12 protein-coding genes, 1 tRNA gene and 2 pseudogenes are annotated in these 12,784 nt (G+C 65.9%); 4 read left to right on the forward strand and 11 right to left on the reverse strand.

What is annotated here, in order from left to right; all coding sequences use genetic code 11:
* Window positions 1-10 precede the first annotated feature (10 nt).
* The 4 genes and pseudogenes from JQX13_RS34100 to JQX13_RS55995 all read right to left on the reverse strand — a co-directional run.
* Complete coding sequence (locus tag JQX13_RS34100; RefSeq protein ID WP_043398510.1) at window positions 11-271, reverse strand: phosphopantetheine-binding protein; 261 nt, start codon at window positions 269-271, stop codon at window positions 11-13.
* Complete coding sequence (locus JQX13_RS34105; protein WP_203403645.1) at window positions 258-1,037, reverse strand: lysophospholipid acyltransferase family protein; 780 nt, start codon at window positions 1,035-1,037, stop codon at window positions 258-260. The genes JQX13_RS34100 and JQX13_RS34105 overlap by 14 nt, the downstream gene beginning before the upstream one ends.
* Window positions 1,030-1,698 (reverse strand): beta-ketoacyl synthase chain length factor, encoded by a 669-nt coding sequence (locus tag JQX13_RS34110; RefSeq protein ID WP_239014020.1) that lies wholly within the window; start codon window positions 1,696-1,698, stop codon window positions 1,030-1,032. Before JQX13_RS34110 ends, JQX13_RS34105 begins: the two co-directional genes overlap by 8 nt.
* A gap of 460 nt (window positions 1,699-2,158) precedes the next feature.
* Window positions 2,159-2,346 (reverse strand): annotated as a pseudogene (locus tag JQX13_RS55995) (2OG-Fe(II) oxygenase); the annotation flags it as partial.
* 409 nt (window positions 2,347-2,755) lie between these two features.
* Here JQX13_RS55995 and JQX13_RS34115 point away from each other — a divergent pair.
* Together JQX13_RS34115 and JQX13_RS34120 are read left to right on the forward strand one after the other, a co-directional pair.
* Window positions 2,756-3,469 carry an ATP-binding protein gene (locus tag JQX13_RS34115; protein WP_239014021.1) on the forward strand — a complete coding sequence of 238 codons (714 nt, stop codon included), beginning with the start codon at window positions 2,756-2,758 and terminating at the stop codon, window positions 3,467-3,469.
* 1,144 nt (window positions 3,470-4,613) lie between these two features.
* Window positions 4,614-5,114 (forward strand): hypothetical protein, encoded by a 501-nt coding sequence (locus JQX13_RS34120; RefSeq protein ID WP_203403647.1) that lies wholly within the window; start codon window positions 4,614-4,616, stop codon window positions 5,112-5,114.
* Between the two features lie 314 nt (window positions 5,115-5,428).
* Here JQX13_RS34120 and JQX13_RS34125 read toward each other — a convergent pair whose 3' ends face one another.
* A complete protein-coding gene (locus JQX13_RS34125) occupies window positions 5,429-6,055 on the reverse strand; it encodes a hypothetical protein (protein WP_203403648.1) in 627 nt (208 codons plus the stop codon).
* Between the two features lie 467 nt (window positions 6,056-6,522).
* Between JQX13_RS34125 and JQX13_RS34130 the strand changes: the two genes are divergently transcribed.
* A tRNA-Leu gene (locus tag JQX13_RS34130) sits at window positions 6,523-6,608 on the forward strand.
* A gap of 17 nt (window positions 6,609-6,625) precedes the next feature.
* Here the strand turns inward: JQX13_RS34130 and JQX13_RS34135 are convergent.
* The 6 genes and pseudogenes from JQX13_RS34135 to JQX13_RS34155 all read right to left on the reverse strand — a co-directional run bounded on the left by JQX13_RS34135 (window position 6,626) and on the right by JQX13_RS34155 (window position 11,706).
* Window positions 6,626-7,735 (reverse strand): tyrosine-type recombinase/integrase, encoded by a 1,110-nt coding sequence (locus tag JQX13_RS34135; protein ID WP_203403649.1) that lies wholly within the window; start codon window positions 7,733-7,735, stop codon window positions 6,626-6,628.
* A 2-nt stretch (window positions 7,736-7,737) separates the two neighbouring features.
* Entirely contained in the window at window positions 7,738-7,953 is a 216-nt protein-coding gene (locus JQX13_RS34140) for a helix-turn-helix domain-containing protein (protein ID WP_203403650.1), read from the reverse strand.
* On the reverse strand, window positions 7,950-9,599 hold the full coding sequence (locus JQX13_RS34145; RefSeq protein WP_239014022.1) for an AAA family ATPase: 1,650 nt from the start codon (window positions 9,597-9,599) through the stop codon (window positions 7,950-7,952). The genes JQX13_RS34140 and JQX13_RS34145 overlap by 4 nt, the downstream gene beginning before the upstream one ends.
* A 294-nt stretch (window positions 9,600-9,893) precedes the next feature.
* Window positions 9,894-10,181 (reverse strand): annotated as a pseudogene (locus tag JQX13_RS56000) (CHC2 zinc finger domain-containing protein); the annotation flags it as partial.
* Between the two features lie 338 nt (window positions 10,182-10,519).
* On the reverse strand, window positions 10,520-11,110 hold the full coding sequence (locus JQX13_RS34150) for a hypothetical protein (protein WP_203403652.1): 591 nt from the start codon (window positions 11,108-11,110) through the stop codon (window positions 10,520-10,522).
* Between the two features lie 323 nt (window positions 11,111-11,433).
* The gene (locus JQX13_RS34155) at window positions 11,434-11,706 is read right to left on the reverse strand and encodes a helix-turn-helix domain-containing protein (RefSeq protein ID WP_203403653.1); all 273 of its coding nucleotides are present in this window, start codon (window positions 11,704-11,706) and stop codon (window positions 11,434-11,436) included.
* Between the two features lie 88 nt (window positions 11,707-11,794).
* Between JQX13_RS34155 and JQX13_RS34160 the strand changes: the two genes are divergently transcribed.
* Window positions 11,795-12,337 carry an OB-fold protein gene (locus tag JQX13_RS34160; RefSeq protein WP_203403654.1) on the forward strand — a complete coding sequence of 181 codons (543 nt, stop codon included), beginning with the start codon at window positions 11,795-11,797 and terminating at the stop codon, window positions 12,335-12,337.
* The last annotated feature ends 447 nt before the right edge of the window (window positions 12,338-12,784 follow it).

A 12,784-nucleotide genomic window follows, 5' to 3' on the forward strand; every position in this document is an offset into this window, starting at 1 on the left:
TCTGATGAGTTCAGGCCTTGCGATGGGCGCTCACGAAATCCGCGAGTGCCCTCACGCTGGCGAAATGGCGGCGGTTTTCCTTCGAGTCGTTCGCGAGGGACACGCCATAGGACTTCTGCAGCGCCAGGCCCAGCTCGAGGGCGTCGATCGAGTCGAGCCCGAGTCCCTCGACGAACAGCGGCGCAGCCGGATCGATGTCGTCAGGAGTGATGTCCTCGAGGTGAAGCGTCTCGATGACCAGTTTCTTGATTTCCTGTTCAAGCTGCAGCATGGCCCTGCCCTTCCCTGGAGAAATAGTCGTGCAGCTGCGCCGTGAGTTGCCGGGCCGCTCGCGCCTCGCCGCCGGCCTCTCCAAGCTGTGGCGCAACGGGGATGTCGTCGTGTACCTGGATGGTGAAGTTCATCCGTTTCGGCGGCACCCTCCACCACGGTGTCCCCTTGGTGAGACCGAGCGGTTCACACCGGATGGTGACCGGGGTGATGTCGCACGGGCCGCGCACCGCGATGTTGGCGGCGCCGCGCTGCAGTTGCATCGGGCCGTTGACCCGGGTGCGGGTGCCCTCCGGGAAGATGATCAGGTTGTTGCCCGCCTTCACGGAGGCGATGCAGTCCTGGATGAGCGCGGGGCCGGAGTCGTTGCACAGATAGCCGGTCGCCCGGACCGGCCCGCGGGTGAAGGGGTTGTGCGCCAGGCTCGCCTTCACCACGCAATCCGCGTTGGGCACCAGGGAGATGAGGAAGACGACGTCGATCAGCGTCGGGTGGTTGGCGAGGATGAGCAGGCCGGGCCGGGCCAGCTTCTCCACGCCCTCGATGCGGTAGCGCAGCACCCCGAGGACGCGCATCCACTCGATGAAGAACCTGAAGGAGTGGTGCACCGCGAGGCGCGCCAGCCGCGTCTGCCTCGCCTGGTCCCGGACGAGGAGTTGCAACAGCGGGAAGTAGAGCAGCCGCAGCCCGAGCCCTCCCAGCCCGAAGGTGGTGAAGGAGATGCCGGTCGCCAGGATGCGCCACCCGCGCTCGAGCGTCTCAAGCATGGCGCTGCCACCTCCAGCATCGAGTGCCGACCTTGTGGTCGAGCCGGGCCTCGTTGGAGACCAGGAATCGCAGCACGGTGAGATCCTCCGGCAGCCCATCCGAGGAAGGGGCCTCCCGCGTGTCCTCGGCGGGGTGACAGGTCAGGCTGTAGCCCGGAGCCTCGTCCCCGGCGCGCAGCCAACAGGCCCACGCGCGCGGGAAGTCCATCTGTCCGGAGGCGTGCCCCAGGGGCTCGGGGAGCGGCTCGTCGTAGATCACCACCAGCACGTCCCTGGCCCCATCCGCGAGCAGAGCGCTCGCTTCGGTGAAGGCTGCCTCGACCGTCTCCTCGCCCGCCGCGATGGCGGTATAGGCGGAGGTGTCCCCCCGGGCGATGGAGTAGAGCGCGCCAATCGCGTTGTGCACCGACAGGCTGAAGGACGTGGGCGAGAGCGGGACGGAGTGCGCCAACTGGCGCAACAGGTCCACCGAGCGGCTGATGTCTCCGAAGCGCGAGGCGAAGATGACGGGGACGCTCGGGGAATCTCCCTGGCATCCGTACGCTGCCTGCAGCGCGAACCGGCCCAGGCGCTCCACCCGGCGGCGCATCATCGCCGGCATCTCGGACAGAGGAGGGGTACCCTCGGCCGGAAGGAAATGGGGCTCCGAGAACCATCTCATCCAGGCGTCTTGCTCGGTGAGGCCAGGAGCCCACGCGACCCAGCGGTTGATAGAAAAAGCCATTGTCATGACGGGCGTTTCCCCCCCTCCCCCAAACCCCCAGCCGCCACTATTACCAAAGTATTCAGAAGGAGACAATTGATTGTATGGGCGAGGGGGCGTCGGAGCGAATCGTCATGCCCAGATACACACTTGGGGTGAAGTCACGACCAGGGGGGGACCGAAAGCCCCTCCACGGTGTCCCAGAGCCTCCTTGGATGGGCGGCTCCACCACCCCACAGACTCCTTGAACGGTGGTGGAGGTGGCGGGCGGAGATATGCCGCGGCCAGCGCGCCCACTCCCGCAGCCAGGCCTACGGTGAAACCCGTACGCGGGTGCATTCCGCCCGAAAGCAAGAGACGCACAGAGAAGCCAGCCACCAGGAGCTCTGGAGCAGGTGGTTGCCGTTGGGCATCCAACTCAACGGGAACGTGCTGGCGCCCAGATGGCGTCGTGGGCCTCTGGCGCGCCGCGACCGCGGCTCGACCGCGTCCCTCGGGACACGCCAGCGGGGCGGGGTGGCCATGCCAGTGGTCATCACCGTGCGCCATCACCACCAGCCGCTCGAGGAGCGGAGCGATTCGGACCTCGCACCTGGAGAGACTGGCCTCGGAGCGCCCAGGAAGACCCCTGCCAGTTGCGCGCGGTGTTCGCCCTGCAGAGCCGGAGGGCATGGCGATGTTGGCGTTCACGAGGAAGCGCGGGAATTTGGACGAGCCGAGCGTCGCGGCCTGAAACTGGGGAGCAGAGGTAGGTGGGGGGAGCGCAGAGGACCGGGACGAGGGCGCCAAAAAGAAGAGGGCCCGGAACTGGTACCTCCGGACCCTCAGGCCGAATCACGGGGACGTGATGCGGGAGGAGCACGCTCGCACGAGGCCATGTGCGGGTCGAGTTTCCAGGCGGCTCAAGCCTGGGGACGCGTGGACTCACCGCGGATGGCGCAGTGCGCGCTCGGCACCTGCCGGGCACTCTTCTACCTGTGTCGTCGGCACGACCGGGGCCAGCGCTACTGCTCGCGTGAGTGTAGTTTCCTCCCTGGCTCATTCCCTCTCCGGGCTCGGCCTGCACCGCACCAGCGCCGAGCTCGATGACCTCGTCGCTCGCGCCACCAAGGCCCGCCTCTCTCCCTCCCAGCTGCTGGAGCAGATTGTCCAGCTGGAGTCCGACGAGCGCGCCCGCCGCTCCCTGGAGCGCCGCACCCTGCGCAGCCGCCTGGGCCGCTTCAAGCCCATGGCCGACTTCGACTGGAGCTGGCCCAAGTCCATGGACAGACCCCTGGTGGAGAGCCTGCTGCGCCTGGACTTCCTCCAGGACGCTCGCGACGTCGTGCTGCTCGCCGCCCAGGGCCTGGGCAAGACGATGCATAGAGGGTGGCAGCTTCCGCCGCCGCGAAGCCGAAGCCTCTCTGGAGTCTCGCCGCTCTCGCCGCTCCGGCTGACGCCCTGGGGGACTACATCCCCCAGTCCCCCTGTGGCTCCGCTCCGGCCCGCCCCCAACTGCGGTGCGGGCCGGAGCGGAGCGCGAGCCCCACCGCTCCTTGCCCCCAAACCGGCTGGTTCATTTTCCCGCGCTTCTTCATGTTCAGCGACACCGAGGGCGGAGGGGCTGCGGCACTATCCGATGCGAGTGATACGCCTGGGTCTCTATGGCGGATGCGATGAATGTACAGCGAGTGCCGAGCGCATAGGGCTCATGGCCACTCCGGACGGGGCTCTGATTGGTGAATGTTGAGTCCTGGCGCAGCCCGTGTCCGAGCGGCGTCGCGCCTCATCATCAAGGAGAATGGCCCTGCGAGACCAGGCCCCAGCGGTGTGGGCCGTGTCTTTGTTGGGAGGAGCGGCGCCCGAGAGGTTTCACAGAGTCATGCGGTGAAAGTGTCAGCTACAGTGCGTTGAAACGCGCCTGCCCGTCTGCTTTAAAGACAGACAGGCATTCGCCTGCTCGTCCTTTGAGCGCAGATGAGGAACGGACTAAAGCGCTTCGCATGCGGTGGACTGCATGCACGCGATTCCAGCCCATGGACGGGAGAGTCCAGGGTCATCCCACACGAGGCTGTCCCCTCTGGGGAGGGGCTCCGAGAGCATGTAATTACATGCTCTCGGCAGCATGTAATAACATGCTCTCCGTTGCAAGCGGGCGGCACATACGGCGGCTCAGCCTGTGCTCGTCTGCCTGCTGCTCGTTCGTGCGGCGCTCATTATTCGGGGCCTCGGTGTGGACGACGGCGCGGTGCCATTCGGTCGGCATAGCCACGCCTGTCTCGTGTGCTGAGCGGAACCGATGTGGGTTCGGTGTCTGTTCCCGCTGTCGGCGACGAGTGATCCAGCGGGAAACTGCTACGACAGGCCCGCGGAGGGCGCACGCGGTCTCGTGTACGTTTCGAAAGCGTCTAGCCAGAAGGGCTGGGCGGGCGTTCAGAGTGAAGCAGATTCGGGACCGGTCTCGGCCGTGCGGAGCAATTCAGCAGCGACGGCGGAGATGGTTGCTGGTGCGAAACCAGGTCCAGCACGCAGATACGGCGCGCAAAGGGCAGGACGCGGAGGAGCCGCCATTACGTGTGCCCTGAGCGACAACTTCATGCGCTCTGAGCGAGCAGGAGCCAAATGCTGTGTGGAGTGATTGGCTCCTGCAGGGTGAACTGGGCTGCGTTGCATGTGCTGTCTCAGTCGAATTGAAACCCACGTAGGCATGAGCGTGATTGGGTTGCTTGGGGTGGCTTTGAGGGGAAGTTGCGACAGGTAATCGCATTTCCATCAAGAGAGGGGCTTGTGAATGCACGTGAGTTTGAGGTGGGAGTGAGATGTCGGATTCAAACATATGCAGGGCTCCGTCGCGGGGAGGCTCCCCATCAACGGAGACGGTGCGCGGTGATGATGTGCTGAAGCTCAAGATGTCCTTCCCCTCTGGTGGCGAGGGGCTCGAATTTCCTGCGGCGTTTGTGCAGATGATTCGAATGATTGTTGAGGAGATGCAGTACACCGTGATGGAGCACATCGTGCAGCGAGTGGTGGAGCGCGTGTGGGTGCGCTCCATGCTCGGCGACGCCATCGGTGTCCCAATCGAGATTGCTACGGAGGTGTTGAGATGTAAGGAATCGAAGATTTACGAACTCCTGGGGGACGGCTCGCTCAGGCGAGCTCCGAAGCATGGGAAGGAGACCCAGATTGAGCTTGCCAGCATCAAGGAGTTGCTGGAGGGGGCTCCACCCGGGAGGAAAGGTAAGCGAAAGAAGGGCAGCGGAGGCGGGGGCGGCTGGTCGAACGGAAGCGGAGTCGGACTGCCGGCAGGCGTGACGAGTAGAGTCACGCCTCCGCCGAGTAGCGCGGAGCATCCATCCCGCGCTCCAGGGGCGGAGAGCCGCAAGCTGTCAATCTAGCCACTCGCGGATCGTTCGTTGTTCCAGCTCCACGGCAGCTTGGGATGCGAGGTGTGACGCGCTCAGGCTGCCGACTGGAGAGCTTGTGGGTCGTTGGGGTGCTCCAGCTGAGAGGCAGCTTGATCATGCTGGGCACCTTGCTGACGTCGTAGAACTTCGTCGTCGTCACCATGGAATTGTGACCGAGCACGGAAGCCACGAGTGCGAGGGGCACGCCCTTCCCAGAGAGGGTGACTGCCTCGCCCGACTCCAGGCTCCAAGCGACGAACGAGTGCCGGAGCTCTCCGACCAGGACGCGGGGCAGACCCCGGGACTCACAGGCCACGCGGAGTCGGTGGCGGACCTGATCCGGCGTCGGTGCTCCATGCGCTTGGAGTCGCTGAGCCGCGGCGAGGGCCTGGGCGTCGAGCGAGAGCGTGTGGACCCGCCCTGACTTGTGAACGAACTTCACCGGTACCGGCGATGATCGGGTGTCCGGGCACCAAGCTGATCTTGCCCTCGCGAGCAGCGATGCGCTGTACCTCTGACTCGTGGAGTCCGAGCTTCGCGTGCAGGAGCAGCACGTCGCGCGAGCCCTGGTCCTCGAGGGCTCGGTAAAGCGCCTCGATGGTGGCCATCGCATAGCCCTTTTCGCGAATGGCCTTCTCGGGCCTGCTGGCGGGCACCGTCAGGGGGCGGCTCGGGTCGTGGGCGGGGTCGAGGAACCCCTTCTTGATCAGGTAGGAGCAAAACGCCTTCAAGGCGGCGATCCGCTTCTGCTCGGCCGTGTTCCACTGGCGCAGGAGCTTGAGCATCTCCCGCGGCTCGACCTTACGGAGGTCACGGCCCTGGAGCGCATCGGCCCATGCGGAAAGGTAGTAGCGGGTGTCCTTCCGGTACTTGGGTGTCCGGTCCTTGATGAACTTGAGGAACCGTTCGACGAACGCCGCGTTGACGTACACAGCGTCCGCATCGTCCTGGATGCGCGAGCCTCGGCCTCCTGGCGGGACTTTTCCTCGTCCTCCTGGGCCTGCCGCCGGGCCTCTTCTCGCTGGGCGCTCGGCATCTTGTAGGAGGCGGGGTCCTGGTCGAACAGCGCCAACTGCGCGAGGGCCTGGCGCTCGGTCTCGGAGTCGAGGACGATCTGGTAACGGTGCCCCTTCACCATTTTCCGGATCACCCATACTGTGCGGTTATCTTGGTCTGGTACGTTCGGCCGTCGGCCCAGCTACCTGTCCAGTTGGGCATGTGCTGCTACTCCACGGGGTGGGGAAGTGGTACTGCGAGGGGTGTTGAAGTGGGTACTTCGGAGGGGTGGGGGAGTGGGTACCAGTGCGGTGTCGGGGTGGGTACCGCGCGGGGTGGGCACCACGGGCGCTGCGGAAGCGCAATGCGGGACGTAGGGTCGTAAGTTGTTGAATTTGCTGACGCACGAGTGGCGAAACTGGCAGACGCAGCGGACTTAAAATCCGCTGGCCCGAAGGGGCCGTCCGGGTTCGATCCCCGGCTCGTGCATTCCTAAGTGGTTGAACTCACTGAGGATTCTCTCCCGTCCGGCGCCATGTGCCCCCAGTGTGCCCCTCGAGCGCGCGCACGGCGTCCTTCTTCACGTCCGGGCTGAGGTGGGCGTAGCGCATCGTCATCTCGATGGTGGCGTGCCCGAGCAGCTCCTGGACGGCCTTGAGCGGCACCCCGCGCGTGACGAGGTGGCTGGCGAAGGTGTGCCGCAATGTGTGCCAGCCGATGGGGCGCAGGCCCGCCCGCTTGCTGGCCCGGAGGATGGCGTTCCGGCAGGTGTCGTTTTTGAGGTGGCTCCCCGTGGCATCGCAGAAGACGAAGGCCCCGCGGAGGTGCCGGTGCGCCTTGAGGGCCTGGAGGGACACCGCGTTGAGCGGCACCTCGCGCGAGCGGCCTCCCTTGGGCGTGCCGAAGTGGCCCCGCCAGACGTTCCGCTTCACCAGCAGGCGACCGGCGACGAGGTCCACCGCGTCCCACTGGAGGGCGATGAGTTCGCCGCGCCGTAGGCCCGTGTGGAGCGCCACCTGAATCATGGTCCGCCACTCCGGGGGAGCGGCGGCCACCAGGCGCTCCGCCTCCTCGAAGGAGAGGAAGTCGAACTCCGGCTTCTCCACCTTCAGCAGCTTCACGCGCGGCACGTGCGGAAGCACCTCCTGCTCGGCAGCGACGGCGAACAGGGTGCGCAGCACCGTGAGCGCGTTGTTGATCGTCTTGGGGGCGAGTCCCTCCTTGCGCTTCTGGGCCTTGAACGTCTCGATGTCAGCCGGTCCGACGCGGTCGAGTCGCAGGTGCTCGAAGGCTGGCAGCAGGTGGCTGTCGAGCAACTGCCTCTTGGCGGCCAGGGTGCTGGCCTTGTTGTTGTTGGAACTGTACGTGAGGAAGCGCTCCGTGAAGTTCCTCACGGTGGGCACTTCCAGTTCGGCCTCCCTTCGGTTGTAGGAGCCGCCCAGGAGGGCCTGACGCAGCTCCCGCTCGTAGTGCTCGGCGCCCCGGCGGGTGTTCACGGGGGACGCCTTCCGGATGCGCTCAACGCGCCCGTCCGGATGCTGGAACTTCACGTCCACCCACCACGCCTCCTGCATCTTGCCCTCCTTGGTCTTCCATCTTCGTAGTCTCACGCTCATTGCTACTCTCCGAGCGCAGGACCGCCGTTACCCTGGATCCAAGCTAGCAGGGCCTCGCGGCTGATGCGGATGACTCGGCCGACACGGATGATTCCCGGCACTCTCCCCAGGCGGACAGCCTCGTAGAAGGTCTTGCGATTTACCCGGAGGAGGGTTGCCGCCTCTTCCACGGTGAGGCAGGCGGGCAGGGACTCAGGGGGCAGAGAGGAGTCGCTCATGGCTGGTCGCCCTCCTGCGCGGACATGGTTTTCCCGGTGCGCCGCAAGCCCCTGTTCGGCACTCGCATCACATGGCCTGCAGCGATCAGTCGCTGCACCGTCCCCTGCGCCTTCTCCTTGCCCACGTGGAGCCGTTGGCGGAGTTCCTCGAGGCTGATGGTGTCGCCGCTCGCGTCGGTCGGGATTTTCGATAGGGCGCGTGTATCGAGTTCCTCCTCCGTCTCCTCGCGCTCTGTCCCCTCGGCATCCGCTTCCACCGGCTGTACCACCACCTCACCACGGCCCTCCTGCACCAGCAGGGTGAACTTCATGGGCGGTGGCGCCTGGAAATCCCGCGCCTTCACCAGCTCGAGCAGGAAGTGGGCTGCCGGTTTCGTCCTGCCGGGGTCCAACTGGGTGAGGGAGATCTGCACGTCGGCCGCACCGACGAGAACGCTGCTGCCACGGCTGTGTTCGCGCCGGGCGGTCACCGCGCTCCACGCCCCCTTCACGGTGTGGTGCAGGAGCAGGATGGTGCAGTCCGGGGCGGCACGACGGATGTGCTTGAGGGCTGCGGTGAGCCGCGTCATGTCTTGTGTGTCGTTCTCGTCCCCGGAGTGCAGGTCCGCCAGCGGGTCCAGGATGAGCAGGGCCGCCTCCTGCTGCTGGCACGCCCGTGCGAGCTGCTCCACCCAGGCGGGGTCATCCAGCCGGATGGGCTGCCCGTGTGCGATGCTCAGGAGTGGGTGGACGACTCCGATCAGACGGAGTCGTTTGGAGAGTGCCGCGGGGCTGCCCTCCTGCTCGACGAGGATCACGCGCTTGTCCTGCTTGGTGACCAGGGATGCGTAGTGCAGGGTGAGCCACGTCTTGCCCACTCCCGGAGAACCCTGGACGAGCGCGAGGGCTCCGACGGGCAGCACGTCCTTGATGAGGAAGCGCACCTCGCTTGGCGCTTCCGCCACGAAGTCCGTCGCGGGCACTAACCAGGACCGGCTCCGGGGCGCCGTGGCGAGGGCGTCTCGCCAGGCCGTCGGCGCATCCTCGCCCGTTCGCAGCAGTGCCACCGCCCAATCCGCCAGGTCTTTGTGGGGAGGAGGAGGGCATACCCGCTTCACCGAGAGTCCGGCGTTGGTGAGTAGTGGGATCACGTCCTCTGCTGCTTTGTTGCCGGCGAGGTCGTTGTCGAAGGCAAGCACCACGGTGCGCAGGCTTCGGGGCATGCACTCCACCAACGCTTCCACCATTTTCTGCGCGCACGTTGCACCGGGCAGGCCGAGAACGGAGCCGTAGGGTAGGGCGAAGGGGCCGAGCGCGGCGAGGAAGTCGCTCATGCCTTCGATGAGGACGAGCTCCTCCACGGTGCCGAGCTGCCCGAAGACGAGCGGGCCCACGCTGTCAGGCACGTTGCCGAGACGCATGAATCGTTTGTCGTGCGGCACCTCTTCGACAGCGCGGAACTGCACGTCGCACACCTTGCCGCTCAGGCTCCGCAGGGCGAGCGCGAGGCGCGGCGACTGGCCGGGGGTGGCCCGTGCCTCGGTCTCCGTGGCATCCGAGTAGAGGCCGCGCTCACGCACGTATGCGAGCACGCGCTCGTTGGCCGACAGGCGCTCGAACGTCGCCCAGGTCTCGCTCGCGGGCGGGTGGACGGACTCAACCCTCAAGGGAGTCTGTTCCTTCACCCCAGCTGTGCTGAGGGTGGGGCCGTGCTCAGGAGGAGTTGTGCCCGTCGTGGACGCTGCCCACGGCGCGTGCGTGGACGGACGGACTGGCGCAGCCCCCAAGGGAGTCCGTCCGTCCGCCCTGCCCGTGCTGAGGGTAGGACCGGTCGTAGGGGGCCGCGTGGCGACCATGGACAGCCCGCAGTGCAGGGCACGCTCTGCCTCGTGTCGCAGCTCGGAGGGCAGCGTCACCTGCCAAGTGTTCGCCAGTGAGAGCAGGGCGTCCACAGGGTCTGTCTTGCCCGTCAGCATACGGGCGAAGTCGAGCGTGCCCCCTTTCGCACCACAGCCGAAGCAATGGAACACTCCGGAGGATGCGTTGAAGGACATGCTCGGGGTGGTGTCGTCGTGGAAGACACAGCGCGCCTGGATCTCACCACGCGTGTTGCGCCTCGGGGTGGCTCCACCCTTGCCCTTGAGGTGACGCTCCGGAGTCCACGCGGACTGGAGTTCGCGGATGAGGCGCTCTACTACGACTGGAACGGGGGGGTTACAACCTTCGGGTTTCGGGTGTACTCTAGACATGCCTGTACCGGGCCCCTCCACCTCTGCTTGCCCCTGGAAAGTGCACGGAGGTGGGGGGTTGTTGGGCCCCCACCTTCGCTTGCCCCTGGAAAGAGCACGGAGGTGGGGGGAGTTGTCCTCGGCGGTGCATCGACCGCTCGGCAGACACCCTACCTCGCAACGGGACGAGCACTAGTGGAACGCTGTGACGGGCCGCGACCGAGAATTCTCCACGTTCCGGGGGTTCTCACCGGAACGGTCTGAATTTCTGGGGGCCTCATAAATCCCCATAACCTTTAGGTTATAGGCCCTGCCGGCACCTTGCGACATCTTGCGGCACTGCAAAGTGGCGGAACGGCTCATGATACAGGGCGGCCGCTAGTCTTGAACTCGTAGGTGGGTAGGTCGTGCTCAGCCTTCCTGTAGCGCTTGCGCCAGGTGTCGAGCCGTTTCTCGTAGTCCTCTCCGGGTGGCTCGAGCTCTACCAGGACTGAGAGGACCATCATCTCCGCGGCCCTGGGCAGAGGCAGGCCCAATCGGGCGCTCCAGGTCATCAGCCGTACACAGAAGGCTCGGCGGTCGTCGTACTTCCTCACCGCGTCCGCATCTCGTCGTGCAAGTTTCTGATGGCTGTAGTCGCGAGCCCATCCTTTCAGCTCGGAGATGGCCGTCTCCAACTGACCCAACAACGGGATGACCTGCGAGGGGGCTGTGGCCGCACCGCTGGAGCGAGCCAGGTGCTCGAGCTTCTGCGCATCCAATGCCGCCTCGTGCAGTCTCGTGCACAGCATCGCCACTGTGGGAATCACGTCGTCAGGATGCTCATTGTCGATGAGTAGCTCGTCGTGGCCTGGACCTCGTCCGACCTCGAGAGCTGCATTCCGGATTCTGTCGCGGAGTTCATCCCGGCGCTTCGCATCGCGGAAGTTGGGGGACGCGCGGCGGGCCAAATCGAAAAGGAGCTTCCGCTTCTCTTCATCCGGGAACTTGCGACAGAGGTACTGCTCAGCTGCTGCCCGATTGGCGATGGGGTTGGTTCGCCCTCGGGGTCGTCCACCAGCTCGTGCCGTGCCCATGTGTGTCCACCCACCTCCCTCCCTCGTTGGGCCTGTTGCCGCCAGGTGTCCGGGTCATCGCTGGAGGCAGCGAGCGGGAGATCCTAAAGGCCCAACCTCGGGTGTCGAGGGACTCTTTCAACCCTCCACGTACTACCTGCTATTCGGGGGCATCGGGCGCCGCCTCCGGGCCGCAATGGACGGCGGGCCGTAGGGCTTCACCTGCGCCGCTCGAAGAGCTGCGTCACGTCCACTTCGAAGCCTTCGCAGATGCGCGCCAGCGTCGTGAAGGTGGTGTTGACGTCCTCCCCCTCCACGCACTGGAGAAGGCGCGTCGTCATACCGCAGCGGTGCGCAGCCTCCTCCTGTGTCCAGCCCTTCTCTTCGCGCAGGCGCCGTACGGCCGCAGCCAGCCGCGCCTGTAGGTCGCGGTAGGCGGCGCTCTCGTACTGCGCGGCCCGCTCGGGCCGGCGTCTGCGGGGCTGCGGCATCTTGCGGCGCGACCCTAGAAGCGCCTACAAGGAGTGGACCACGCTGCTAGCATCGTGTGGACGACGGCAACGCTTCGGGAGAACTCACATGGCGCTGGTGAAGTGCAAGCAGTGCGGCAACGAAGTGGCGGCCAACGTGGCTGCCTGCGAGAAGTGCGGAGCAGCGCGGCCCCGAGGCATCTCCACCGGCAAGGTGCTGGCCATTGTCTTCGCGGGCATTGGTCTGCTCTGCGTCGGCCCTTGTCTCATCGGCGGAGTGGTGTCGGCGCTCGAAAACAGGGGCACCTCAGTGAGCACCAAGCCCGCCGAGGTCGCGAGGACGGTGGATCTTGGCACTCTCCTCCGAGAGTACAGCGACAACGAGGTTCGGGCTGACTCCGCCTTCAAGGGGCACGTCATCCAGACGAGCGGCTTCGTCGGCGACGTGAAGAAGGACATCATCGGCGACGCCTACATCACGCTCGGTGCCGGTGAGCCGCTCGAGGTTGTCCAGGTGCAGTGCGTCCTCAACAAATCCCAGGTGAAGAAGGCGGCCTCTCTCTCCAGGGGCGCGCGTATCACCGTCCGCGGACGCGTGAGTGGGCTGATGATGAACGTCCTCGTGCGCGAGTGTGAGCTCGTGGGCCTGTAGTCGGCCTGTTCGAGCTACGAGGTGGTGGGGGTTCAGGGTCAATTGCGTGTACCGCGCCATGAGGAACGCTCCCTGGAAGTGAGTAGCAGGACGGCCGACACAGTGGAGCGTTGACGGCGCTGGGCGAGCCGCCGCCTCAGACCTCTCCCAAGGAGGTCTGTACGGTGTTGCGTCGGCTCCGGCTGCCGTAGTGGTTGTTCTTGCTGCCCTCAATCAACCTGTGCATGGCGCACCAGGTGGCGCAGTTGTAGTGGGCGCTTGAGTGGGTGATGACGCTGAGGGAGCGTGCCTCCTTGCGCCCCTCGCGACGACGCGACACATGCCGCCAGTGGCGCTGTCCGCGGGCAGCTTTGAGCCTGCCAGCTCGCGCACGGCACTCGCGCGACGCACTCCTCCGCGCCGACGGGGGAATGAGCTGGGGCCACCTGCCACGGGCGCGGTTTCTGA

Source organism: Archangium violaceum (genome assembly GCF_016859125.1).
Taxonomy (GTDB): domain Bacteria; phylum Myxococcota; class Myxococcia; order Myxococcales; family Myxococcaceae; genus Archangium; species Archangium violaceum_A.

What these genes read in the sequence shown, in the direction of transcription:
- JQX13_RS34160 (WP_203403654.1), top strand. Translation starts at nt 11,795, where the DNA reads ATGGCGCTGGTGAAGTGCAAGCAGTGCGGCAACGAAGTGGCGGCCAAC.
- JQX13_RS34135 (WP_203403649.1), bottom strand. Translation starts at nt 7,735, where the DNA reads ATGAGCGTGAGACTACGAAGATGGAAGACCAAGGAGGGCAAGATGCAG.
- JQX13_RS34140 (WP_203403650.1), bottom strand. Translation starts at nt 7,953, where the DNA reads ATGAGCGACTCCTCTCTGCCCCCTGAGTCCCTGCCCGCCTGCCTCACC.
- JQX13_RS34155 (WP_203403653.1), bottom strand. Translation starts at nt 11,706, where the DNA reads ATGCCGCAGCCCCGCAGACGCCGGCCCGAGCGGGCCGCGCAGTACGAG.
- JQX13_RS34105 (WP_203403645.1), bottom strand. Translation starts at nt 1,037, where the DNA reads ATGCTTGAGACGCTCGAGCGCGGGTGGCGCATCCTGGCGACCGGCATC.
- JQX13_RS34100 (WP_043398510.1), bottom strand. Translation starts at nt 271, where the DNA reads ATGCTGCAGCTTGAACAGGAAATCAAGAAACTGGTCATCGAGACGCTT.
- JQX13_RS34110 (WP_239014020.1), bottom strand. Translation starts at nt 1,698, where the DNA reads ATGAGATGGTTCTCGGAGCCCCATTTCCTTCCGGCCGAGGGTACCCCT.